This window comes from Pseudomonas entomophila, from assembly GCF_013523125.1.
Classification (GTDB): Bacteria; Pseudomonadota; Gammaproteobacteria; order Pseudomonadales; family Pseudomonadaceae; genus Aquipseudomonas; species Aquipseudomonas entomophila_B.
In genome coordinates this window covers 168,230-191,213 of the sequence record NZ_JAAMQJ010000002.1, presented here as the reverse complement: position 1 = coordinate 191,213, position 22,984 = coordinate 168,230, and the positions used below count along the sequence as shown (strand labels likewise).

21 protein-coding genes are annotated in these 22,984 nt (G+C 65.0%); 7 read left to right on the top strand and 14 right to left on the bottom strand.

Features of this window, described 5'->3' with window-relative positions; all coding sequences use genetic code 11:
• Positions 1 to 25: 25 nt before the first annotated feature.
• The 7 genes from G7007_RS02210 to G7007_RS02180 all read right to left on the bottom strand — a co-directional run bounded on the left by G7007_RS02210 (position 26) and on the right by G7007_RS02180 (position 9,630).
• Positions 26 to 925: a response regulator gene (locus tag G7007_RS02210; RefSeq protein WP_181098816.1), complete on the bottom strand. Its 900-nt coding sequence runs from the start codon at positions 923 to 925 to the stop codon at positions 26 to 28.
• Positions 926 to 1,157: 232 nt separating this feature from the next.
• Positions 1,158 to 1,919, bottom strand: coding sequence for a phosphate signaling complex protein PhoU (phoU, locus tag G7007_RS02205; protein WP_181098815.1), 762 nt, complete (start codon positions 1,917 to 1,919; stop codon positions 1,158 to 1,160).
• 206 nt (positions 1,920 to 2,125) lie between these two features.
• Positions 2,126 to 2,959, bottom strand: coding sequence for a phosphate ABC transporter ATP-binding protein PstB (gene pstB / locus G7007_RS02200; RefSeq protein ID WP_181098814.1), 834 nt, complete (start codon positions 2,957 to 2,959; stop codon positions 2,126 to 2,128).
• Positions 2,960 to 3,057: 98 nt separating this feature from the next.
• Entirely contained in the window at positions 3,058 to 4,728 is a 1,671-nt protein-coding gene (gene pstA / locus G7007_RS02195; protein WP_181098813.1) for a phosphate ABC transporter permease PstA, read from the bottom strand.
• Between the two features lie 17 nt (positions 4,729 to 4,745).
• A complete protein-coding gene (locus G7007_RS02190) occupies positions 4,746 to 7,034 on the bottom strand; it encodes an ABC transporter permease subunit (protein WP_181098812.1) in 2,289 nt (762 codons plus the stop codon).
• A 132-nt stretch (positions 7,035 to 7,166) separates the two neighbouring features.
• Positions 7,167 to 8,165, bottom strand: coding sequence for a phosphate ABC transporter substrate-binding protein PstS (locus tag G7007_RS02185; RefSeq protein WP_181098811.1), 999 nt, complete (start codon positions 8,163 to 8,165; stop codon positions 7,167 to 7,169).
• Positions 8,166 to 8,340: 175 nt separating this feature from the next.
• Complete coding sequence (locus G7007_RS02180) at positions 8,341 to 9,630, bottom strand: MFS transporter (RefSeq protein ID WP_181098810.1); 1,290 nt, start codon at positions 9,628 to 9,630, stop codon at positions 8,341 to 8,343.
• Between the two features lie 434 nt (positions 9,631 to 10,064).
• Between G7007_RS02180 and G7007_RS02175 the strand changes: the two genes are divergently transcribed.
• Together G7007_RS02175 and G7007_RS02170 are read left to right on the top strand one after the other, a co-directional pair.
• Positions 10,065 to 10,463, top strand: a complete 399-nt coding sequence (locus tag G7007_RS02175) for an acyl-CoA thioesterase (protein ID WP_060391988.1) — start codon at positions 10,065 to 10,067, stop codon at positions 10,461 to 10,463.
• A gap of 52 nt (positions 10,464 to 10,515) precedes the next feature.
• A complete protein-coding gene (locus G7007_RS02170) occupies positions 10,516 to 11,412 on the top strand; it encodes a D-hexose-6-phosphate mutarotase (RefSeq protein ID WP_181098809.1) in 897 nt (298 codons plus the stop codon).
• A gap of 40 nt (positions 11,413 to 11,452) precedes the next feature.
• On the opposite strand, the gene G7007_RS02165 is transcribed toward G7007_RS02170, so the two are convergent.
• From G7007_RS02165 to purE, 4 genes are all read right to left on the bottom strand, one after another.
• A complete protein-coding gene (locus tag G7007_RS02165; RefSeq protein WP_181098808.1) occupies positions 11,453 to 11,986 on the bottom strand; it encodes a DUF3299 domain-containing protein in 534 nt (177 codons plus the stop codon).
• 48 nt (positions 11,987 to 12,034) lie between these two features.
• Positions 12,035 to 12,280, bottom strand: a complete 246-nt coding sequence (locus G7007_RS02160; protein ID WP_060391985.1) for a GlsB/YeaQ/YmgE family stress response membrane protein — start codon at positions 12,278 to 12,280, stop codon at positions 12,035 to 12,037.
• 87 nt (positions 12,281 to 12,367) lie between these two features.
• Positions 12,368 to 13,450, bottom strand: coding sequence for a 5-(carboxyamino)imidazole ribonucleotide synthase (locus tag G7007_RS02155; RefSeq protein WP_181098807.1), 1,083 nt, complete (start codon positions 13,448 to 13,450; stop codon positions 12,368 to 12,370).
• Positions 13,451 to 13,460: 10 nt separating this feature from the next.
• A complete protein-coding gene (purE, locus tag G7007_RS02150) occupies positions 13,461 to 13,952 on the bottom strand; it encodes a 5-(carboxyamino)imidazole ribonucleotide mutase (RefSeq protein ID WP_181098806.1) in 492 nt (163 codons plus the stop codon).
• A gap of 266 nt (positions 13,953 to 14,218) precedes the next feature.
• Between purE and G7007_RS02145 the strand changes: the two genes are divergently transcribed.
• Entirely contained in the window at positions 14,219 to 14,848 is a 630-nt protein-coding gene (locus G7007_RS02145) for a hypothetical protein (protein ID WP_181098805.1), read from the top strand.
• Here G7007_RS02145 and G7007_RS02140 read toward each other — a convergent pair.
• Complete coding sequence (locus G7007_RS02140) at positions 14,837 to 15,757, bottom strand: LysR substrate-binding domain-containing protein (RefSeq protein WP_181098804.1); 921 nt, start codon at positions 15,755 to 15,757, stop codon at positions 14,837 to 14,839. The genes G7007_RS02145 and G7007_RS02140 overlap by 12 nt on opposite strands.
• A 178-nt stretch (positions 15,758 to 15,935) precedes the next feature.
• Between G7007_RS02140 and aspA the strand changes: the two genes are divergently transcribed.
• Positions 15,936 to 17,360, top strand: coding sequence for an aspartate ammonia-lyase (gene aspA / locus G7007_RS02135; protein WP_181098803.1), 1,425 nt, complete (start codon positions 15,936 to 15,938; stop codon positions 17,358 to 17,360).
• Between the two features lie 84 nt (positions 17,361 to 17,444).
• Here the strand turns inward: aspA and pdxR are convergent, their stop codons facing one another.
• Entirely contained in the window at positions 17,445 to 18,998 is a 1,554-nt protein-coding gene (pdxR, locus tag G7007_RS02130) for a MocR-like pyridoxine biosynthesis transcription factor PdxR (protein ID WP_181098802.1), read from the bottom strand.
• Between the two features lie 90 nt (positions 18,999 to 19,088).
• On the opposite strand from pdxR, the gene G7007_RS02125 reads away from it, so the two are divergent.
• Genes G7007_RS02125 through G7007_RS02115 form a run of 3 tightly spaced genes read left to right on the top strand, consistent with a single transcriptional unit; the run spans position 19,089 to position 20,883 of the window.
• The gene (locus tag G7007_RS02125; protein WP_181098801.1) at positions 19,089 to 19,718 is read left to right on the top strand and encodes an FMN-binding negative transcriptional regulator; all 630 of its coding nucleotides are present in this window, start codon (positions 19,089 to 19,091) and stop codon (positions 19,716 to 19,718) included.
• A gap of 10 nt (positions 19,719 to 19,728) precedes the next feature.
• The gene (locus G7007_RS02120) at positions 19,729 to 20,175 is read left to right on the top strand and encodes a GNAT family N-acetyltransferase (RefSeq protein WP_181098800.1); all 447 of its coding nucleotides are present in this window, start codon (positions 19,729 to 19,731) and stop codon (positions 20,173 to 20,175) included.
• A 15-nt stretch (positions 20,176 to 20,190) separates the two neighbouring features.
• Complete coding sequence (locus tag G7007_RS02115; RefSeq protein ID WP_181098799.1) at positions 20,191 to 20,883, top strand: GNAT family N-acetyltransferase; 693 nt, start codon at positions 20,191 to 20,193, stop codon at positions 20,881 to 20,883.
• Between the two features lie 243 nt (positions 20,884 to 21,126).
• On the opposite strand, the gene oadA is transcribed toward G7007_RS02115, so the two are convergent.
• Positions 21,127 to 22,935, bottom strand: coding sequence for a sodium-extruding oxaloacetate decarboxylase subunit alpha (gene oadA / locus G7007_RS02110; protein WP_181098798.1), 1,809 nt, complete (start codon positions 22,933 to 22,935; stop codon positions 21,127 to 21,129).
• Between the last annotated feature and the right edge of the window lie 49 nt (positions 22,936 to 22,984).

Here is a 22,984-nt window from a genome sequence, read left to right as displayed (position 1 = left end):
GGTGTGCCTTGCAGCGCTCGCCGACTCAGGCCCCCGGAGTGAAGTGTTTCTGCGCTGTCCCGCGCGCGATCAACCGCGACAGGTAATCCAGCTTCTGGGCATCCTGGTCGACGAACTTGAAGGTCAGCTGCAACCAGTCGCTTTCAGGCCGAGGCTCCAGCGCGGCCACGGCATGCAGGTAGCCATTGAGCCGTGCGGTTTCGGCCTGCTCGCCCTGCTCCAAGTCGAGCACCGCGCTTTCGAGCACCTGCGGCAACACCTCGCCACGCCGAACCACCAGCAGGGCTTCCTTCAGACTCAAGGCCTTGATCACGCAAGGCTGGGCGCCACCGGCCAGGCGCAGCTGACCTTGCCCGCGGCCTGGTCCCGGCGGCGACACGGCAGCAGGCGCCGCCGTCGGCGCACGCTGCAAAGCGGCCGGTGCCGGTGCGCTGGCAGCCGCCGGGCGAGGCACTTCGCTGCGGCCTGACGTCAAGGCGGCCAGCGAGTCGTTGCCGGTCGACGCCGGGCGCACGGGCGCGCTGGCGACCAGGTCGGCCAGCCGACCGATCTTGGCCATGGCCTTCTTGACCTTGCTCGACAGCTGTTCGTTGGTGAAGGGCTTGCCGACGAAATCGGACACACCAGCCTGGATGGCCTGGATGACGTTTTCCTTGTCACCCCGGCTGGTCACCATGATGAACGGCATGCTGGCCATGCTGGGTTGCTGACGGCACCAGGCCAGCAACTCCAGACCAGACATCTCGGGCATCTCCCAGTCGCACAGCACCAGGTCGAAACGTTCGCGGGTGAGCAGCACCTGAGCCTTGCGCCCGTTGACCGCATCCTCGACCGCGACGCCTGCAAAGGTATTGCGCAGGCACTTTCTCACCAGGTCGCGGATGAACGGGGCATCGTCCACGACCAGCACTTTGACTTTACTCATCGCCACTCCTTTCGACTCCTGGCTAGCATACCGCTGACGACTGGCCATGTGCCAAAGTCGAACGCGATACGAGTCCCACCTGCCGTGCACGGCGTGAGGGTGTCCAGGGCCGGCCAGGCGCAAGGAAGCCACCGGAGCATCCGGTGCGATGCGTCGATGGCTTCCTTGCGCAGGCAATTACCTTGAACGAGCGACGTGGCCTGCAGGCGCACGCTCGTGCTCGGGACAGACCTTAGTTATCGTCCGCTGGCGCTGGAACATTAGCCGACCCGCCATCGCTGCCCTGCACTTCGGCCTGCATGCGCTTGAGGCCCAGGTGACGCACGTCGGTACCGCGTACCAGGTAGATCACCAGTTCGGCGATGTTGCGCGCATGGTCGCCGATCCGCTCCAGCGAGCGCAGCGCCCAGATCACGCTCAGGACCCGTGAGATCGAGCGCGGGTCTTCCATCATGTACGTCACCAGCTCGCGCAGCGCGGTCTTGTACTCGCGGTCGATGGTCTTGTCGTACTGGGCGACGGACAAGGCCAGGTCGGCGTCGAAGCGGGCGAAGGCGTCCAGTGCATCACGCACCATGTTGCGCACCTGGTCGCCGATGTGACGGACTTCGACGTAGCCCCGTGGCGACTCGCCCTCTTCACACAGCTGGATGGCCCGGCGGGCGATCTTGGTCGACTCGTCGCCGATGCGTTCCAGGTCGATCACCGACTTGGAGATGCTGATGATCAGGCGCAGGTCGGAGGCCGCTGGCTGACGGCGCGCCAGGATGCGCACGCACTCTTCGTCGATGTTGCGCTCCATCTGGTTGATCTGGCCGTCGACCTCGCGCACTTGCTGGGCCAGGCCGGAGTCGGCGTCGATCAGCGCGGTCACCGCGTCGTTGACCTGCTTCTCGACCAGGCCACCCATGGCCAGCAGGTGGCTGCGCACTTCTTCGAGCTCGGCGTTGAACTGTTGGGAGATGTGGTGGGTGAGGCTTTCTTTGTTGATCATGGTTCGCTCCGCCGAGAGGCTGCCAGCGGCAAGCCGCGCGCCTCACGCTTCAAGGGTGTGCGTGGGGGCCATACGTGCTGCATCAGGGGTGGGGTGGCAAGCTTCTAGCTTCTAGCTTCTAGCTTCTAGCTTCTAGCTTCTAGCTTCTAGCTTGTAGCTTGTAGCTTGTAGCTTGTAGCTTGTAGCTCCCAGCTTGCCCCCCCCCACTAGCCATAACGCCCCGTGATGTAGTCTTCGGTCTGCTTCTTGGCCGGGTTGGTGAACAGCGTATCGGTGTCGCCGAACTCTACCAGCTTGCCCATGTACATGAACGCGGTGTAGTCGGAGACGCGCGCGGCCTGCTGCATGTTGTGGGTGACGATGACGATGGTGTACTTGGACTTGAGCTCGTAGATCAGCTCCTCGACCTTGAGCGTGGAGATCGGGTCCAGCGCCGAGCAGGGCTCGTCGAGCAGCAGCACTTCCGGCTCCACGGCGATGGTACGAGCGATGACCAGGCGCTGCTGCTGACCACCGGACAGGCCCAGGGCCGAGTCGTGCAGGCGATCCTTGACCTCGTCCCACAGCGCCGCGCCCTTGAGCGCCCACTCGACGGCTTCGTCGAGGGTACGCTTCTTGTTGATGCCCTGGATGCGCAAGCCGTAGACCACGTTCTCGTAGATGGTCTTGGGGAACGGGTTGGGCTTCTGGAAGACCATGCCCACTCGGCGGCGCAGCTCGGCAACGTCCTCGCCCTTGCGGTAGATGTTGTGGCCGTACAGGTTGATCGCGCCCTCGACCCGGCAACCGTCGACCAGATCGTTCATCCGGTTGAAGGTACGCAGCAAGGTCGACTTGCCGCAGCCGGACGGGCCGATGAAGGCCGTCACGCGCTGCTTGGGGATGTTCATCGCGACATCGAACAGGGCCTGCTTGTCACCGTAGAACAGGCTCAGGCCCGGAACCTCGATGGCCACCGTCTCGTCGGCCAGGCGCAGGCCTTGCTTGTCGCGGCCCAGCGCACTCATGTCGATGCCGCGGGAATGCGTGTCGTGTTGCATGTGCTTACTCCGTCTGTCGCTGCACGCTTCGCGCTGCGAACTTCACGTTGAGGCAGAAGCGGCGACTGCCCGCCGCTTGTGGCGTGTGGCTCGATGCTTCAGCTATCGAGCGCCTTGTACTTTTCACGCAGGTGGTTACGAATCCAGACCGCCGACAGGTTCAGGGTGGCGATCACCAGGACCAGCAGCAGGGCCGTGGCATAGACCAGGGGACGCGCCGCCTCGACGTTGGGGCTCTGGAAGCCGACGTCGTAGATGTGGAAGCCCAGGTGCATGATCTTCTGGTCCAGGTGCAGGTACGGGTAGTTGCCATCGAGCGGCAGCGACGGCGCCAGCTTCACCACGCCCACCAGCATCAGCGGCGCCACTTCGCCTGCGGCACGGGCCACGGCGAGGATCATGCCGGTCATCATGGCCGGGCTGGCCATGGGCAGGACGATCTTCCACAGCGTCTCGGCCTTGGTCGCGCCCAGCGCCAGGGAGCCTTCACGGACCGTACGCGGGATACGCGCCAGGCCTTCTTCGGTGGCCACGATCACCACCGGCACGGCCAGCAGCGCCAGGGTCAGCGAGGCCCAGAGCAGACCCGGTGTGCCGAGGGTCGGTGCCGGGAGGGCTTCGGGGAAGAACAGCCGGTCGATGGAGCCGCCCAGCACGTAGACGAAGAAGCCCAGACCGAACACGCCGTAGACGATCGCCGGTACCCCGGCCAGGTTGTTCACGGCGATGCGGATCAGGCGTGTGACCGGGCCCTGGCGGGCGTACTCGCGCAGGTAGACGGCCGCCAGCACGCCGAATGGGGTCACGATCACCGCCATGATCAGGGTCATCATCACGGTGCCGAAGATCGCCGGGAAGATGCCGCCCTCGGTGTTGGCCTCACGCGGGTCGTCGCTCAAGAATTCCCAGACCTTGCTGAAGTAGGTGCTCAGCTTGGTCAGCGTGGACATGCCGTTGGGCTGGTAGGCGTGCACCACCTTGCTCAGGTTGATCTCCACCTCGCGCCCGTTGCCATCGCGGGCCACCAGGGCGTCGCGGGCGAAGTCCCGGTGCAGGGCACCGAGCCGCTCTTCGATCGCCTGGTAGCGGCTGTTGAGTTCGGCGCGCTCGGCGTCCAGGTCGGCCTGGGCGGCGGCGTCGAGCTTGCCATCGAGCTCCAGCTTGCGGCCTTGCAGACGCAGGCGCTCCAGGCCATGGTTGATGGCGCCGATGTCGGACTTCTCGAGGGTCTGCAGCTCGTCGGCCAGCTGGCTGGCGCGCTTGAGTCGGCTTTGCAGTTCGGACCAGGCGGCCGCTCCTTCGGCGACCACGCGGCCGTCTTCCTTGACGCTGACCAGGTAGCCGTAGAAGTTGCCCCACTCGCGCCGCTCCAGGGCCATGAGGTCGGCTGGCTTCTGCTGGTCCACCAGCCATTCGCCGACGACCCAGCTGAAGTCGTTGCCGTTGAGGTCGCGGTTGCCGATCTTGACCAGCTCGCGGGTCATGAACTCCGGCCCCTCGTCCGGGACCGGCAGCCCGGCCCCCTTGAGTCGGGCACGGGGGACTTCTTCGGCCTGCACCACCTCGCCGATCACCACGTGGTCGGCCTGGCCCGGCACCTTGTAGGTGGCCTGGACGATGTCGGCAGGCCAGAAGTGGCCCAGGCCGCGCACGGCGATCACGGCCAGCAGGCCCACGGTCATGATCACCGCGATGGCGACGGCGCCACCGCTGATCCAGACGCCGGGAGCGCCGCTCTTGAACCAGCCCTTGAGGGAATCCTTTTTCACGGATCTCTACCTTTCTATCAAAGCGACGAGTATTTCTTGCGCAGACGCTGGCGAATCAGCTCGGCCAAGGTGTTCATCACGAAGGTGAACATCAGCAGCACCAACGCGGCGAGGAACAGCACGCGGTAGTGACTGCCGCCGACTTCCGACTCGGGCATCTCCACCGCGACGTTGGCGGCCAGGGTGCGCATGCCTTCGAACAGGTTCATCTCCATCACCGGCGTGTTGCCGGTGGCCATCAGCACGATCATGGTCTCCCCGACCGCCCGGCCCATGCCGATCATCAGCGCCGAGAAGATCCCCGGGCTGGCGGTCAGGATGACCACCCGGGTCAAGGTCTGCCACGGCGTGGCACCCAGCGCCAGCGAGCCCAGGGTCAGACTGCGTGGCACGCTGAACACGGCATCCTCGGCGATCGAATAGATGTTCGGGATGACCGCAAAGCCCATGGCGATGCCGACCACCAGGGCATTGCGCTGGTCGTAGGTGATTCCCAGGTCGTTGGTGATCCACAGGCGCATGTCGCCACCGAAGAACCAGGTCTCGAGGAACGGGCTCATGGACAGCGCCAGCCAGCCGGTGAAGAGGATCACCGGGATCAGGATCGCCGCTTCCCAGCCATCCGGGACACGCAGGCGCAACGACTCGGGCAAGCGACTCCAGATGAACCCGGCCAGCAGGATGCCGATCGGTAGCATCAGGAACAGGCTGAATACACCGGGCAGGTGGCCCTCGAGGTAAGGCGCCAGGAACAGGCCGGCGAAGAAGCCCAGGATCACCGTCGGCATCGCCTCCATCAGCTCGATCACCGGCTTGACCTTGCGGCGCATGCCCGGCGCCATGAAGTAGGCGGTGTAGATGGCGGCGGCGATGGCCAGCGGTGCCGCCAGGATCATCGCGTAGAAGGCGGCCTTGAGGGTACCGAAGGTCAGGGGCGAGAGGCTGAGCTTGGGCTCGAAGTCGGTGTTGGACGCGGTCGACTGCCAGACGTACTTGGGCTCGTCGTAGTTCTCGTACCAGACCTTGCCCCACAGCGCGCTCATCGAGACTTCCGGGTGCGGGTTGCGCAGGCTCAGCGGCAGCAGCTTGCCGCCTTGTTCGATCAGGAGGCGGTTGGCCCGTGGCGAGAGCGCCAGGATGCCCGCGCCGTCGGCCACCGGCTCGACCAGCAGGGTACGGTGGGCGGTGCTGTGGAAGACGCCGAGCTGGCCGGCGCTGTCGAGGGCGACGAAGCCCTTGCGACGCTCTTCGGCATCGATCTGCACGACCGGGGCGCTGCCCATCTGGAAGGTACGGATCTGCTTGAAGCGCTGCTCGCCATCCGGGTCACGGGCCATGAACCACTGGGCCAGGCCACCCTTGGAATCGCCGAGGATCAGCGAGATGCCGCCGACCAGCTGGGTGCTGGCGGTGATTTCGGCGTTGCCGTCCTCGAGCAGCTTGTAACGGCCATTGAGGCTCTTGTCACGCAGGCTGAAGACGTCGGCGTTGGCCCGGCCGTTGAGCACGTACAGCCACTGCTGACGCGGGTCGACGTACAGCGCCTTGACTGCTTCGGCCATTTGCGGCAGGTCGATACGGGCCTGCTCGGTGCTGACCTCGCCGGTCATCATGTTCTCTTCGCGGGTCAGCGACAGCACCTGCAGGTGCGCGCCGGTGGAGCCGGCCACGACCAGAGTCTCGCCGTTGACGTTCAGACTGACGTGGTCCAGGGCACGGCCCTGCTCGTCCAGGGTGAACGGCGTCTCGCCATAGGGGTAGCCGACCAGCGAGTCGATGGTCTTCTTGTTGTCCGGGTAGGTGATCTTGTAGCTGTGGTTGAACACCAGCGCCTGGCCATTGGACAGACCGAGTACCACCAGCGGGCTGCCCGGCTGGTCGGCACCGATGGAGGTGACCTGGGTGCCAGCCGGCAGGGGCAGGTCCACGCGCTTGAGCGCCTCGCCGGTCTTGGTGTCGAAGAACACCACCTGGCCCTGGTCGGAGACCCGCATCCCCACCAGGTTCTGCTCTTCGAGGGCGATCATCAGCGGCTTGCCAGCGTCCTGTTGCAGCCAGGTCGGCGTCAGGGCCTTCTTGCTGGTCAGCTCGGCGCCCTGGAACAGGGGCAGCACCACGTAGGCCAGGTAGAAGAAGATCAAGGTGATGGCCGCCAGCACGGCGAGCCCGCCGACCAGCACGTACCAGCGCGTCAGGCGGTCCTTGAGGGCGCGCAGACGGCGCTTGCGTTGCAGCTCGGGCGTATTGAAATCAATCCGCACGGGAGGAGAATTTTGGGTCATGGTGGAGTTGGCCAGATCATTCATGCGCACACCCTAGCGGTCCCGTATGACAAAAACATGACAGCGCGTTGACGCAAGAAAGCCCGCCGCGCAGGGAGCCTGGCGTCGGACTGGAAAGTCGTGGAAGGGGCCGGCAGCCGACCCCTTCCGCTCACATCACTGCTTGGCGACGTTGCCGGCGTGGGACAGGCCCAGGTCAGCCAAGGTCTTGTCGACCACCTTGGACGGCAGCGGGATGTAGCCGTCCTTGACCACGACCTGCTGGCCGGCCTGGGACAGCACCAGCTTGACGAACTCGGCCTCCAGCGGTGCCAGCGGCTTGTTCGGCGCCTTGTTGACGTAGACGTAGAGGAAGCGCGACAGCGGGTACTTACCGTTCAGGGCGTTGGTCTCGTTGTCTTCGACGAACTCGCCACCCTCCTTCTTGGCCAGGGGCACGGTCTTGACACTGGCCGTCTTGTAGCCGATGCCCGAGTAGCCGATGCCGTTCAGCGAGCTGCTGATCGACTGCACCACCGAGGCCGAACCCGGCTGCTCGTTGACGTTGGGCTTGAAGTCGCCTTTGCACAGGGCTTCTTCCTTGAAGTAGCCGTAGGTGCCGGACACCGAGTTGCGGCCGAACAGTTGCACCGGCTTGTTGGCCAGGTCGCCGGTCACGCCCAGATCACCCCAGGTCTTGACGTCGCTCTTGGCGCCGCACAGGCGGGTGGAGGAGAAGATCGCATCGACTTGCGCCATGGTCAGGCCCTTGATCGGGTTGTCCTTGTGCACGAACACGGCCAGGGCGTCGACGGCCACCGGGATGGCGGTGGGCTTGTAGCCGTACTTCTGCTCGAACGCCTGCAGCTCGACGTCCTTCATCTTGCGGCTCATCGGGCCGAGGTTGGCGGTGCCTTCGGTCAGCGCGGGTGGCGCGGTGGAGGAGCCTGCGGCCTGGATCTGGATGTTGACGTTCGGGTATTCCTTCTTGTAGGCCTCGGCCCACAGGGTCATCAGGTTCGCGAGGGTGTCGGAACCGACGCTGGAGAGGTTGCCCGACACACCGGTGGTCTTGGTGTAGGTCGGGATCGCAGGATCGACAGCGGCAACCGCGTTGGCAGTGGCGACGCCAGCGGCAGCGAATGTCAGGGCCGCCATCAAACGCTTCAGTTTCATGCCTTGCTCCTAGCAGGAATAGGTGGGGTGCTGGATGGATCGGGCCCAAGTATCTGCAGGCCGCATGAAGACTCTATGACCACAATGTGACAATTGGATGAAAGGCCAGCATGGCGAGCGCGATAGGCCGCCGGAGGGGTGCGAGGCCTTCGTGGGCCTCGCGCGCTGCATCGACTCAGCGCTGACGGCGCATCAGGTAGAGCCCGATCGACAGGCCCAGCCCGCACAGGCCCGCCACGTAATACGCCGGTGCCATCGGGCTGAACGTGAGCAGCGCAGTGACCGCCATCGGCGTCAGGCCGCCGAAGACGGCATAGGCCACGTTGTAGGAGAACGACAAGCCGGTGAAGCGCACCACCGCCGGGAACGCCTTGACCATGACGAAGGGCACGGCGCCGATCACACCGACGCACAGGCCGGTCATGGCGTACAGCCCGAACAGCCACTCCGGCCGCGTGGCCAGGCTGTGGTAGAAGGTCCAGGAACTGGCCAGCAGCAGCAGGCTGCCGATGACCAGCACACGCCCGGCGCCGAAGCGGTCGCACAGCCAGCCGGTGCCGATGCAGCCCACGCTGAGCAGCACGATCGCCAGGCTGTTGGCCTTGAGCGCATCGGTGGGGCTGACGTGGTAGAACGTCTGCAGCAGGGCCGGCGTCATCAGGATCACCACCACGATGCCGGCCGACAGCAGCCAGGTCAGCAGCATCGACAGCACCACCGCCGTGCGGTGGTCACGCAGCACGGTACGCAGCGGCAGCTCGGCGGCCAGCGCCTTGCGTGTCTGCATTTCGGCGAACACCGGGGTTTCGTGCAGCCAGCGGCGCAGGTAGACCGAGAACAGGCCGAACACACCGCCCAGCAGGAACGGGATACGCCAGGCATAGTCGGCGACCTGGACCGGGGTATAGAGGCTGTTGATCAGGGTTGCCACCAGCGAGCCGAGCAGGATGCCGGCGGTCAGGCCGGCGGTCAGGGTGCCGCAGGCGTAGCCGGTATTGCGCACCGGGACATGCTCGGAGACGAACACCCAGGCGCCGGGCACTTCACCGCCGATCGCCGCCCCCTGCACCACGCGCATCAACAGCAGCAGGACTGGCGCCAGCAGGCCGATCTGCGCGTAGGTGGGCAGCAGGCCCATCACCAGCGTCGGCAAGGCCATCATCAGGATGCTCAGGGTGAACATCTTCTTGCGCCCGAGCAGGTCGCCGAAGTGCGCCATGACGATGCCGCCCAGCGGCCGGGCCAGGTACCCGGCGGCGAAGATGCCGAAGGTCTGCATCAGGCGTAGCCATTCGGGCATGTCCGGGGGGAAGAACAGCTTGCCGACCACCGTGGCGAAGAACACGAAGATGATGAAGTCGTAGAACTCCAGCGCGCCACCCAGGGCCGACAGCGACAGGGTCTTGTAGTCACTGCGGGTAAGCGGGCGTGGGGGGTGTTCGGTACTGCCTGGCACGGATGTCATTGTCGTTCTCGGTCGAGGTCATGCACGCCGCGCGTTCCGCGGCGCCTGGCGGGTCGGTCACCATAGCAAACGCGCTGCAAGCTGCAAGCTGCAAGCTGCAAGCTGCAAGCTGCAAGCTGCAAGCTGCAAGCTGCAAGCTGCAAGCTGCAAGCTGCAAGCTGCAAGCTGCAAGCTGCAAGCTGCAAGCTGCAAGCTGCAAGTCAGAGCGTCAGCGCCGCCTTGACAACCTGTCAACACCTGACACACCGCACTACCGTCCGCTTCTAGCTTCTAGCTTGTAGCTTGTAGCTTGTAACTTGCAGCTTGTAGCTCGCCACTCAGCCCTCCCCCCAATCCCGCAAATCAGCGTAGAGTAAGCGCCTTGGCTGAACCGTTTCCCACCGTGCCCGTCCAAGCGCCACCAAACGAAGCGTCACGGGTCAGAGGCCCCTCGCATGATTGAACTCGAACAAGAAGATCCTATCCCGCAAGGCGACCTGGCCTTGCAGATCACCGCGCTGCCGCGCGAAACCAACGGCTTCGGCGACATCTTCGGCGGTTGGCTGGTCGCCCAGATGGACCTGGCGGGCACGGCGATGGCCAGCCGGGTCGCCGGTGGCCGGGTCGCCACCGTGGCGATCGACCGCATGGCGTTTCTGGTGCCGGTCGCCGTGGGCGCGCAGCTGTCGTTCTACACCCAGACCCAGGACATCGGGCGCAGCTCGATCCGCATGATGGTCGAAGTGTGGAGCGACGATCCGTTGTCCAGCGAATGGCGCAAGGTGACCGAAGCGGTCTTCGTCTTCGTCGCCATCGATGGCAGCGGGCGCACACGTTCCGTCCCGCGTCGCTAGGCATCGGTCACGCAGCCGGGTCCGGCTTCGCATCATTCAATGAGGCTTGTACATGATGGATCACACGGTCGACACCCTGCGGCTCGGCGACCTCGATTGCTGGCGCATCACCACCGACAGCGCCGAACTGGTGATCGCCCGCCAGGGCGCTCAAGTCCTGCGCTATCGGCAGGGCGATCAGCCGCCGGTGGTGTGGCTGAGCGAAGAAGCCCTGTTCCACACGGGCAAATCGGTGCGCGGCGGTGTCCCGGTGTGCTGGCCCTGGTTTGGCAACCTGCAGCGCAACCCCCAGGCCGTCCAGGCGATGTACCACGGCACCGAGGCGCCTGCCCATGGCCTGGCACGCACCCGTGAGTGGCAGTCGGCGGGGATCGAGGCGACCGAGAGCGGTGTGCGCATGACGCTGCACCTGCCCCAGGCCGAGGGCGAGCTGCCGGGGTGGCCGCACCCGATGCGGCTGACCTTGACCGTCGACCTAGCGCACGACCTGCGCCTGACCTTGACCAGCCACAACCTCGGCCAGGACGACGTCACCTTCAGCCAGGCGCTGCACAGCTACCTGGCCGTCAGCGACGTGCGCCAGGTCCGCGTCGAAGGCGTCGACGGCCTGGACTACGTGGAAACCCTGGCCGACTGGGAGACCCGTCGGCAGCAGGGTGCCTTGACCTTCGTCGGCGAAACCGACCGCATCTACCTCGACGCCCCTGATCGCCTGGCGATCGTCGATCCAACCTGGAAGCGTCGTCTCAGCCTGCACACCACGGGCTCACGCTCGGCGGTGATCTGGAATCCCTGGACCGAGCGCGCATGCGCGCTGCCGGACATGGCCGCCGAGGGCTGGCAAGGCATGCTGTGCATCGAGACGGCCAATGCCTGGGATGACACCGTGACCCTGGCGCCCGGCCAGCAACATGTGCTGAGCGTGCGCTTCCTCTGCGACGCACTGTGACGCCATCGACCTGGGTGGGTATGGCCTGCCTCGCGGGCCTCTACAGGTCCGCGTCTTCGACCACGCGCACCTGGCTGGCGTCCAGCGCATAGGCCGCATCGGCCAGGTCGTTGCTGACCTTCTCGACCTTGAGCGTCCCGCTGACCCACAGTGGCGTGTAGATGTCGTCGAGCTTCAGGCCCTTGGGGTAGCGCACCAGCACCAGCTGGTTGGGCGGCGGCGGTGGGACATGGATGCACGCGCCAGGGTATGGCACGAGGAAGAACAAGGTGCTGTTGCCCTTGGCATCGCTCTCGAGCGGCACGGGATAGCCACCCAGACGGATGGACTTGCCATCGAGCGCAGGCACGGTCTTGGTCGAGTACATGACCGCCGGCAGACCCTTGCCCTGCTTGAGGCCACCTTTGTCGGTGAAGGTGCCCAGGGCTTCGGGTGAGTTGTGGTCGATGTCGGGCATCTGCTCGAGTGCCTTCTGATCGGAGCGCGGCATCAGCGCGAGCCAGTCGGTTTCAGGCAGTTCGGCATGGGCCAGGGTACTGGCCAGGACAAGCGGGAGGAGAAACAAGGCACGCATGGAGAATGCTCGGCAACCCAGATGATTGCCGCGCATTCTAGCCTGCAATCAACGCTTCTTGATGAAACCGTAGATGACCAGCAAGACGATGGCGCCGATCAGTGCACCGAAGAAGCCGGCGGCCTGGCCTGCCTGGTAGATGCCCAGCGCCTGACCACCGTAGGTGGCGACCAGCGAACCGGCGATGCCTAGCAGGATGGTCATGATCCAGCCCATGCTGTCGTCGCCAGGTTTCAGGAAGCGTGCCAGCAGGCCGACGATGAGGCCGATGAAGATGGTGCCGATGATACCCATGAAGAATCCCTCTGAAGTGACATGAAAGGCCCACCAAGACAATGGGCGTGTGCCACTTCAGAGGGCGCGCGGGGCGCGGAGGTTCCCTCAGCCGGCGATCAACGCTTCGACGTCGGCGATGCGGGCCCGCAGGGTCGGCAGGTCAGCACAGCGCAGCGTGGCGTGACCCACCTTGCGACCGGCCTTGAAGGCCTTGCCGTAGTGGTGCACATGGCAGCCCTCGATCGACACGACGCTCGCCACCGGAGGCACTTCGCCGATGAAGTTGAGCATGGCGCTTTCGCCGACCTTGGCGGTCGAACCCAGGGGCAGACCGGCGATGGCACGCAGGTGGTTCTCGAACTGGCTGCTCTCGGCCCCTTCGATGGTCCAGTGGCCGGAGTTGTGCACGCGTGGCGCGATCTCGTTGGCCTTGAGGCCGCCGTCGACTTCGAAGAATTCGAAGGCCATCACGCCGACGTAGTCCAGCGCCTTCAGGACCCGGCCGACATAGTCTTCGGCCAGACCCTGCAAGGGGTGCGCCTGGCTGGCCACCGACAGGCGCAGGATGCCGCTGTCGTGGGTGTTGTGAACCAGCGGGTAGAAGCGCGTCTCGCCATCGCGGGCACGCACGGCGATCAGCGACACTTCGCCAGTGAACGGCACGAAGCCTTCGAGCAGGCACGGCACCGATCCGAGCTCGGCGAAGGTCCCGACGACGTCCTGTGCGCTGCGCAGGACCTTCTGACCCTTGCCGTCGTAGCCCAGCGTGCGGGTCTTGAGCACCGCCGGCAGGCCGATGCTGGTCACCGCCGCCTCGAGGTCGGCCTGCGAATGGATGTCGGCGAACGCCGGGGTCGGGATCCCCAGGTCGCGGAACAGGCTTTTCTCGAACAGACGATCACGGGCGATGCGCAGCGCCTCGGCGCCCGGATAGACCGGCACGAACTGCGAGAGGAACGCGACCGTCTCGGCCGGCACGCTTTCGAACTCGAAGGTCACCAGGTCGACTTCATCAGCCAGACGACGCAGCGCGGCCGGGTCGTCATAGCCGGCCAGCAGGTGCTGGCCCAGGGGCGCGGCACAGGCGTCGACGGCCGGGTCGAGGAAGGTGAACTCCAGGCCCAGCGGCGTTCCCGCCAGGGCCAGCATGCGACCCAACTGGCCGCCACCGATTACACCGATCTTCATGGGAATAGCCTCAGGCCTGACGCGGGTCCGGATTGTCCAGGACGGTTTCGGTCTGCTCGCTGCGGAACTGCTTGAGCGCTGCGTGATACTCGGGGTAGCGGGCGCCCAGGATGCTCGCCGACAGCAACGCGGCATTGACGGCACCGGCCTTGCCGATGGCCAGGGTGGCGACCGGCACGCCGGCGGGCATCTGCACGATCGACAGCAGCGAGTCGACGCCCGACAGCATGGACGATTGCACCGGCACGCCCAGCACCGGCAGGTGGGTCTTGGCAGCGCACATGCCGGGCAGGTGGGCCGCACCGCCAGCACCGGCGATGATCACCTCGATGCCGCGGCCGTCGGCCTCCTCGGCATACTGGAACAACAGGTCCGGGGTGCGATGGGCGGAGACCACCTTCACCTCGTAGGGGATGCCGAGCCGTTCCAGCATATCGGCGGTGTGGCTAAGGGTGGACCAATCGGACTTGGAGCCCATGATCACGCCAACCAGTGCACTCATCGTCGTGCCTCTCCTGCAAGCGCCCTGCGGCGCGCCAAAAGCAACGAGCCACGCGCGGTGACCGGCGTGGCTCGTCATACGGATTCTGAATCGACCGGTGAGTCGAAGGCGCGGGAGTATAGCGTAACGCCCAAGGGCCCGCCCACCCCCGTCGGTCAACGCTGCGCTCACAGGGCAATGTGGCCGCGGCCGAACGTTTTCCCGATGCCAGTGCAGCGACGGCTTTTCTACCGTCGACGTCCCCCCTTCCTGCACGAGGACACGCCATGCGCCCCTTTGCCCCCATTGCTTTGCTGCTCGCCCTGCTCTGTTCCTTGTACCTGCCATCAGCGGTCGCGGCACGCGCGCTGGTCGTCACGGTCTACCTGCATGACGAACTGGCCGGCCTCGACGAGGCGACCGTGCGCGCCGACTACTTCAAGCACTGGCTGGATGAAATGCGCTGGTTTACCGAACATCCGGTCGATTTGGTTTTCCGGCGCAATGTGCCGGGCATCACCGATATCGACTATGCCCCACTGCCTTCAACGGAAATACTCCAGCGGTTTACCGAGCAAATCCGCTACGTGCCCGAAGCCCAGCCCTTCTCGTTCATGCGCAAGCACCTGCTGCTGACACGCGGCGTGTATGACCGCTCTGGTCTGAATTACAACGCCGGCCTCGCAGCTTTTAAAGGCACGACCGCGATCGCTTCGCTCGACACCTATGCCGCCCCAGCGCATGAGATCGGACACCTGCTTTCAGCCACCCACGAGGATGCCGAGGTCAGATTCAATGGCTGGATGTGCGAGACCTATACGCATCCGCGCTCACCGGTACGCTCCCACTGCTACCGCTACAGCGACGCCAACCGGGCCAATATCGTCGATTACCTGAAGGCGAATTCAGAGCGTTGAGCCTTCCGCTTGCGCGCTGGACGATTCCAGCTTGCGCCAGAGCAGGCGGACATTGGCCTTGCGCACCAGCGCACAGCGGTACAGGCGAATTTCCAGCGGCACGTGCCAATGTGCCGTGCCGCAGATGGCCAACTCGCCGCGCTCGAGCTCGGCGCGCACCGACAGACGCGGCACCCAGGCGATGCCCAGCCCTTCCAGCGCCATGCTCTTGAGGCTGTCGGCCATCGCTGTCTCGTAGACGGTGGTGTAGCGCAACTTGCGTTGGCGCAGCAACAGGCTCACCGAGCGTCCGAGAAAGGCGCCGGCACTGTAGGCAAGCAACGGGACGCTGCTGTCGCCTTCCAGATCGAACAGTGGCCGGCCTTCGGCATTGACGGCGCAGACAGGCAGCATCTCGGTCGTCCCCATGTGCAGCGAGGGGAATATCTCGGCATCCATCTGCAGCGCGGCGTCGGGGTCGTAGAACGCCAGCATCAGGTCACAACCGCCTTCGCGCAGCGCATGCACGGCCTCGCCGACGTTCGTGGCCACCAGGCGTGTGGCGATGTTCAGTCCCTCGTTGCGCAATTGCGCCACCCAACGGGGGAAAAACCCCAGGGCCAGCGAGTGCGCCGCCGCAATCTGCACCACTTCACCCTGCCCGCCCTCAAGGTGATGAAGATGGCGGACGACTTCGCTCAACTGGTCGACCACCGTGCGTGCCGTCACCAGAAACAGCTGGCCGGCCTCGGTCAGCTCGATGGGCGTCCTGGAGCGATTGACCAGCGTCAGCCCCAAGGCAGCCTCGAGGCTGCGGATGCGTCGGCTGAACGCCGGCTGGGTGACAAAGCGCTTTTCCGCCGCTTGCGAAAAGCTTCGCGTCGCCGCCAAGGCACTGAAGTCCTCAAGCCACTTGCTTTCCAGGTTCATTCACCACGCTCCGTCTGCACCGATATGGAACACGCTCGAACACACATCGGCGTCACATCGATCGTTATGCCGTTTGTGCATAGGTTAGCGTGCAACAGCATTGGCCGGCAAACCTACGAATCCCTAGCATTGCCTGCATTCCGGCGTGTGCCGGGCCAAACTCGAGATGATCTCTATCATGTCCTCCGCTGCATCGTTCCGTGTCGAAAAAGACCTGCTTGGTACCCTCGAAGTCCCTGCCGATGCGTACTACGGCATCCAGACGCTTCGCGCCACCAACAACTTCCACCTGTCCGGCGTTCCCCTGTCGCACTACCCGAAGCTGGTCGTGGGCCTGGCGATGGTCAAGCAGGCTGCAGCCGATGCGAACCGTGAGCTGGGCCACCTGAGCGATGCCAAGCACGCCGCCATCAGCGAAGCTTGCGCACGGCTGATCCGTGGCGACTACCACGAGCAGTTCGTGGTCGACATGATCCAGGGCGGCGCCGGTACCTCGACCAACATGAACGCCAACGAGGTCATCGCCAACATCGCGCTGGAGGTCATGGGTCGCCAGAAAGGCGAATACCAGTACCTGCACCCGAACAACGACGTGAACATGGCGCAGTCGACCAACGACGCCTACCCGACCGCCATTCGCCTGGGCCTGCTGCTGGGTCATGACACCCTGCTGGCCAGCCTCGACAGCCTGATCCAGGCCTTCGCTGCCAAGGGCCAAGAATTCGACCACGTACTGAAGATGGGCCGTACCCAGTTGCAGGATGCCGTGCCGATGACCCTCGGCCAGGAATTCCGCGCCTTCGCCACCACGCTGACCGAAGACCTCAACCGTCTGCGCAGCCTGGCACCGGAGCTGCTGACCGAAGTCAACCTGGGCGGTACCGCCATCGGCACCGGCATCAACGCCGACCCGGGCTACCAGGCCCTGGCCGTGCAGCGCCTGGCGCTGATCAGCGGCCAGCCGCTGGTGCCGGCGGCCGACCTGATCGAAGCGACCTCCGACATGGGCGCCTTCGTGCTGTTCTCCGGCATGCTCAAGCGTACCGCAGTCAAGCTGTCGAAGATCTGCAACGACCTGCGCCTGCTCTCCAGCGGCCCACGGACCGGCATCAACGAGATCAACCTGCCAGCGCGTCAACCCGGCAGCTCGATCATGCCTGGCAAGGTCAACCCGGTGATCCCCGAAGCCGTCAACCAGGTGGCCTTCGCCATCATGGGCAACGACCTGGCGCTGACCGTCGCCGCCGAAGGTGGCCAGCTGCAGCTCAACGTCATGGAGCCGCTGATCGCCTACAAGATCTTCGACTCGATCCGCCTGCTGCAACGCGCCATGGACATGCTGCGCGAGCACTGCGTGGTCGGCATCACCGCCAACGAGCAGCGCTGCCGTGAACTGGTCGAGCACTCGATCGGCCTGGTCACCGCCCTGAACCCCTATATCGGCTACGAGAACTCCACCCGTATCGCCCGTGTCGCCCTGGAAACCGGGCGCGGCGTGCTGGAACTGGTTCGCGAGGAAGGCCTGCTGGACGACGCGATGCTCGACGACATCCTGCGTCCGGAAAACATGATCGCACCCCGTCTGGTTCCACTGAAGGCGTAACCGACGCAGTACCGCTCACCAGGTCGAGGGACTAGACACCTCTCAACCTTTGAGGGCCCGAGCCTAGCGCTCCGGGCCCTTTTTTTAGGTCTGCGGTCCGGGTGCGCGCCAGGCGCGCCAGGCCTTGCGCAGTCGCATCGTCGCATCGGCGATGGCCGGCTCCGGCACGGCGGCGAACCCCAGGACCAATCCGGTCGGCCGGTCCTCGGCGGTCTCCACCGGACCGGTCCAGTAGCCGCTCAATGGATTGATCTCGACCCCGGCCGTGCGTGCCGACTCGACCAAGGCCTGCTCGAGCGCCAGGCTTTCGACATCGACCTTCACGTGCAGACCTGCCACCACGGCCGGCATGGCGGCGAGCCCCGGGATGTCGGTTGGCCAGCCAGCCTTCAGCACGTCACGCCGAGACAGCGCGGCACGGCGCATGCGGCGAATATGGCGCTGGAAGTGCCCGTCGGCGATGAACCGCGCCATCACCTGCTGCGTGCCGATCTCCGAATGACGGACCGCCAGCGCGCGACGCTGGACGAACGGTGCGACCAGCCGAGGCGGCAGCACCAGGTAGCCCAATCGCAGGGCCGGGAAGGCGATCTTGCCGAACGTACCGATGTAGACGACGCGCTGCTGGCGATCCAAGGCTGCCAGGGGGGCCAGAGGCGCACCGCTGTAACGGTATTCGCCATCGTAATCGTCTTCGATCACCCACCCACCGGTTCGCTCGGCCCAGTCCAGCAACGCCAGACGCCGGGACAGGCTCATGGTCACGCCCGTAGGGTACTGATGTGCAGGCGTGATATAGACGGCGCGACAGTGCTCCCACATCGGCAGACGCTCCACGCACAGCCCTTCGTTATCCACAGGCACGCCCACCACGTGAGCCCCATTGGCCGCGAATGCCTGTCCTGCGGCGCGGTAGCCTGGGTTTTCCACAGCCACACATCCTCGATGAGGAAGGAGTAATTGTGCACAAAGGTTGATGGCCTCCTGCGCACCCTGGGTGATCAGGATTTGATCAGCCGTGCAATTGAGGCCTCTTGACCCGCGCAGGTAGGCTGCGATCAGGTCTCGCAACCCCGGGTCGCCTGCCGGGTCGCCGTAGCCGAGCAGTGCTGGATCAGGACGGCGCCAGAAGCCTGCCTGCAAGGCACTCCATACCTTGAAAGGGAACAGGTCGAAGGCCGGTACACCCACGCGAAAGGCCCTGGGTGACGTACCAGGCGGCAGGGTCAGCGCATGCGATGACAGGTGTTCCAGCGCGTCCGTGAGACCGGGTTGACTGGATGCATGAACAGCCCTCATGGCTGAATTTGTGGATAAGGCTGTTGATATCCCAGGGGAAAACTCTGTGGATGAACCTGTGGACAACGGACACAGCTCATTGACGTAAGTGCCGTCTCCGACCCGGCTGATGATGAAGCCTTCGGCATACAGCTGATCGTACGCGCGGATCACGGTGTTGCGTGACACGCCGAGCACGTCAGCCAGGGCGCGCGAAGCTGGCAGGCGTGTGCCTGTACCCAGGCGTCCGTTCAGGATGCGTTGGCGTAACGCCTGGTACAGCTGTCGTCCCAGCGCATGGCGGCTTTCGAACACGATGCCAGCCGGGTCGAACGGAAGAGAAACGGACGGTGCAGGCACGAATTGGATCCTTCAAGTGAACGCTCAATGGCTCTTACGCAGCACCAATAGCCTGCCTAGGATGATGGCTTTCCCGCAAGGAGTGCCGCCATGTATACCGCTCGCCCCCACCAGGACCACGACGTCGACCGCCTTCACGGCCTCATGCGTGAGACTCGATTGGCCCTTCTGGTCACACACGGCGAGCAGGGCTTGCTGGCGACCCATTTGCCGGTGGTCGTCGATGTCGACGAGGGTGAGCGGGGCGCGGTCTACGGTCACCTCGCACGCGCCAATCGCCAATGGCAGGACCTGGCCCAAGGTGGCGAAGCCCTCCTCATCTTCGCGGGGGCCGACGCCTACGTCAGCCCCACGTACTATCCGAGCAAGGCCCAAGATCCGCGCACGGTACCAACATGGAACTACCTGGCGGTTCACGCCTACGGGACGGTCGAAGTCGTTCAAGATGCACCGAGCCTGTTGGCGATCGTCACCCGCCTCACCGAGCTGCACGAACAGGACAAAGCCAGCCCCTGGAAAGTCAGCGACGCACCCGAGGATTACCTCGCCGGCATGCTGCGCGCGATCGTCGGGTTTCGCTTTTCGATACGCCGCCTGCAGGGGGCACGCAAACTGAGCCAGAACCGCTCGCCAGCCGATATCGAAGGCGTTCGCGCCAGCCTGGCGGCCAGCCTTGATCCGCAGGACCACTCACTCGCTGCGCTGATGCGCCAACCTTGAAGGAGCCGACATGACCGACCTGATCCTGCGCCCGGTAACCGAAGCCGACCACGCCGCCTGGCTCCCTTTGTGGACCGCTTATCTGGCCTTCTACGAGACAGCACTGACCGATGACGTCAGCGCGGTCACCTGGCAGCGCTTCCTCGACCCGGCCGAGCCGACCCATGCAGCCTTGGCCTGGCTCGACGGGGAGGCCGTCGGCCTGGTCCAGTGGATTTACCACCGTTCCAACTGGAGCCTCGACAATGCCTGCTACCTTCAAGATTTGTACGTGACACGCACGCAGCGTGGCCTGGGCATCGGCCGTCGCCTGATCGCACAGGTCGGGGACGCGGCGCGCGCCGCCGGCTGCGCCAAGGTGCACTGGCTCACGCACGAGACCAACACCACGGCCATCGCGCTGTACCAGCGGGTGGCCGAGCAATCCGGCTTCATTCAGTTCCGTCAGAGGCTGTGAACCTTGGAGATGAGCATGACCCCTTCGCTGGATTGGCACCCCGCCACCTGTCCACCGGCCGAACCGCTGGACGGTCGCTTCGTTCGCCTGGAGCCTCTGGATGCAGCGCGTCACGGCGATGGCCTGTGGTCTGCACTGCAAGGGCCTGCGTCGGACCCTGCCTTGTGGGCCTACCTGCCCTATGGCCCGTTCGCGGACAGGGACCTCTTCGAGCATTGGCTGCGCGGCAACGCCGCGAGCCACGACCCACTGTTCTACGCGGTAATCGAGCGCAGTACCGGCCAGGTGCAAGGTCAGCTGAGCCTGATGTCCATCGTCCCGGAGCAAGGCCGGATCGAGATCGGCCACGTCGCGTTCGGTGCCGCCATGCAGCGTACGCCCAAAGGTACCGAGGCAGTGTACCTGCTGGCCCGGCAAGCCTTCGCGATGGGCAACCGGCGGCTGGAATGGAAGTGCAACGCCGCGAACGACCGGTCCCGGCGCGCCGCGCAGCGGTTCGGCTTCACCTTCGAAGGCGTGTTCAGGCAGCACATGGTGGTGAAGGGCCAGAACCGTGATACGGCCTGGTATTCGATCATCGATACGGAGTGGCCGTCCCTGGCACGGGCGTTCGAGGCATGGTTGAGCGATGAGAACCAGTCATCGAGCGGGCAGCGCCGTTGTCTCGAAGACTGTCGGGCGCAGCGGTTGGCAGGGGATGCGCAGTAGGAGTCCGCCAAGCGCCGCGCTGTCGCGCAGAAAACATGGCGATAGCTGGCAGGAGCCAAGGCTCTATTGCTGATCGATCTTAGGGCCGCTTCGCGCCCCATCGCGGCACGGGGGCCGCTCCCCCATAGGCCGCGATTGCCTGTACCACTGCAGTGGGTGTGAGCGGCCCCTGCCGGAGCGCCGGACCGGCCGCGGTGGGCCGCAAGGCGGCCCTAGGGGTGCACGGGAGGTGTCAGTGCTCGATCAGCCTTCGATCTCGATCAGGATTTCGCCCGGCGTGACCCGGTCGCCCTTGGCCACGTGGATCGCCGTGACCTTGCCGGCGATGGTCGCCTGCACCTCGGTCTCCATCTTCATGGCCTCGGTGATCAAGACGGCCTGACCGGCCTTGACCGCATCCCCCTCCTTGACCAGCACATCGACGATGTTGCCCGGCATGGTGGTGCTGACATGGCCTGGCCCGCTGGCCTGCTTGCGCTTGCTGCCACCGCCGCCGACGAACTCGTTGAGCGGCTCGAACACCACTTCTTCCGGCATGCCGTCGATGGTCAGGTAGAAGTGGCGCTTGCCTTCGGCCTTGACGCCCACGCCGGTGATGTCGACCCGGTACGTCTCGCCGTGCACGTCGATGACGAATTCGGTCGGAACGCCCTCGCCGCTCGGTGCCGCCACTGCACCGGCTTCGGGAATCGGCAACAACGCCTCCGGCACCAGGGTACCGGCCTCGCGCTCCTCGAGGAACTTGCGGCCGATGTCGGGGAACATGGCGAAGGTCAGGACATCCTCTTCGCAACGCGCCAGCGCGCCGATGTCGTTGCGCAGCTTGGTCATCTCAGGCTTGAGCAGATCGGCCGGACGCACGTCGATCAGCTCTTCGCTGCCGATCGCCTGGCGGCGCAGCGTTTCGTTGATGGTGCCGGGCGCCTTGCCGTAGCCGCCTTGCAGGTAGAGTTTGACCTCGTTGGTGATGGTCTTGTAACGCTCGCCCGCCAGCACGTTGAAGAAGGCCTGGGTGCCGACGATCTGCGAGGTGGGCGTGACCAGCGGCGGGAAGCCCAGGTCTTCGCGCACGCGCGGGATCTCGGCCAGCACTTCGTTCATGCGATTGAGCGCGCCCTGTTCCTTGAGCTGGTTGGCCAGGTTGGAAATCATGCCGCCAGGCACCTGGTTGACCTGCACGCGCGTGTCGACCGCGGTGAATTCGCTCTCGAACTGGTGGTACTTCTTGCGCACCGCATAGAAGTACAGGCCGATCTCCTGGAGCAGCTCCAGGTCCAGGCCGGTGTCGAACTCGCTGCCCTTGAGGGCCGCGACCATCGATTCGGTACCGGGATGGCTGGTGCCCCAGGCGAAGCTGGAGATCGCGGTGTCGATGTGGTCGGCGCCATTTTCCACGGCCTTGAGCTGGCACATGGCAGCCAGGCCGGCGGTGTCGTGGGAATGGATGAACACCGGCAGCGACTGTTCGGCCTTCAGGGCCTTGACCAGCTCGCCCGTCGCATAGGGGGTCAACAGGCCGGCCATGTCCTTGATGGCGATGGAGTCGCAGCCCATGGCTTCCATCTGCTTGGCCTGGGTGACGAAGGCCTCGATGGTGTGCACCGGGCTGGTGGTATAGGCGATGGTGCCCTGGGCATGCTTGCCGGACGCCTTCACTGCCTCGATCGCCACGCGCAGGTTACGCACGTCGTTCATCGCGTCGAAGATGCGGAAGACGTCGATGCCGTTGACCGCGGCCTTGGCCACGAACGCCTTGACCACGTCGTCGCTGTAGTGCCGGTAGCCGAGCAGGTTCTGCCCGCGCAGGAGCATCTGCAGACGGGTGTTGGGCAAGGCGGCGCGCAGCTTGCGCAGGCGCTCCCACGGGTCTTCCTTGAGGAAGCGTACGCAAGCGTCGAAGGTCGCGCCGCCCCAGACTTCCAGCGACCAATAGCCGACCTTGTCGAGCTTTTCGCAGATCGGCAGCATGTCCTCGGTGCGCATGCGCGTGGCGAGCAGGGACTGGTGGGCATCGCGCAGGATGGTATCGGTGACGTGGATTTTCTTGGACATTCTTATCTCCTTTGAGCGGCACGCTTTTAGCGGCAAGCAGCAAGTGAGC

Coding starts and splice junctions, on each gene's coding strand:
- G7007_RS02210 (WP_181098816.1), bottom strand. CDS start 925: ATGAGTAAAGTCAAAGTGCTGGTCGTGGACGATGCCCCGTTCATCCGC.
- phoU (WP_181098815.1), bottom strand. CDS start 1,919: ATGATCAACAAAGAAAGCCTCACCCACCACATCTCCCAACAGTTCAAC.
- pstB (WP_181098814.1), bottom strand. CDS start 2,959: ATGCAACACGACACGCATTCCCGCGGCATCGACATGAGTGCGCTGGGC.
- G7007_RS02190 (WP_181098812.1), bottom strand. CDS start 7,034: ATGAATGATCTGGCCAACTCCACCATGACCCAAAATTCTCCTCCCGTG.
- G7007_RS02185 (WP_181098811.1), bottom strand. CDS start 8,165: ATGAAACTGAAGCGTTTGATGGCGGCCCTGACATTCGCTGCCGCTGGC.
- G7007_RS02180 (WP_181098810.1), bottom strand. CDS start 9,630: ATGACATCCGTGCCAGGCAGTACCGAACACCCCCCACGCCCGCTTACC.
- G7007_RS02175 (WP_060391988.1), top strand. CDS start 10,065: ATGATTGAACTCGAACAAGAAGATCCTATCCCGCAAGGCGACCTGGCC.
- G7007_RS02170 (WP_181098809.1), top strand. CDS start 10,516: ATGATGGATCACACGGTCGACACCCTGCGGCTCGGCGACCTCGATTGC.
- G7007_RS02165 (WP_181098808.1), bottom strand. CDS start 11,986: ATGCGTGCCTTGTTTCTCCTCCCGCTTGTCCTGGCCAGTACCCTGGCC.
- G7007_RS02160 (WP_060391985.1), bottom strand. CDS start 12,280: ATGGGTATCATCGGCACCATCTTCATCGGCCTCATCGTCGGCCTGCTG.
- G7007_RS02155 (WP_181098807.1), bottom strand. CDS start 13,450: ATGAAGATCGGTGTAATCGGTGGCGGCCAGTTGGGTCGCATGCTGGCC.
- purE (WP_181098806.1), bottom strand. CDS start 13,952: ATGAGTGCACTGGTTGGCGTGATCATGGGCTCCAAGTCCGATTGGTCC.
- G7007_RS02145 (WP_181098805.1), top strand. CDS start 14,219: ATGCGCCCCTTTGCCCCCATTGCTTTGCTGCTCGCCCTGCTCTGTTCC.
- G7007_RS02140 (WP_181098804.1), bottom strand. CDS start 15,757: ATGAACCTGGAAAGCAAGTGGCTTGAGGACTTCAGTGCCTTGGCGGCG.
- aspA (WP_181098803.1), top strand. CDS start 15,936: ATGTCCTCCGCTGCATCGTTCCGTGTCGAAAAAGACCTGCTTGGTACC.
- G7007_RS02125 (WP_181098801.1), top strand. CDS start 19,089: ATGTATACCGCTCGCCCCCACCAGGACCACGACGTCGACCGCCTTCAC.
- G7007_RS02120 (WP_181098800.1), top strand. CDS start 19,729: ATGACCGACCTGATCCTGCGCCCGGTAACCGAAGCCGACCACGCCGCC.
- G7007_RS02115 (WP_181098799.1), top strand. CDS start 20,191: ATGACCCCTTCGCTGGATTGGCACCCCGCCACCTGTCCACCGGCCGAA.
- oadA (WP_181098798.1), bottom strand. CDS start 22,935: ATGTCCAAGAAAATCCACGTCACCGATACCATCCTGCGCGATGCCCAC.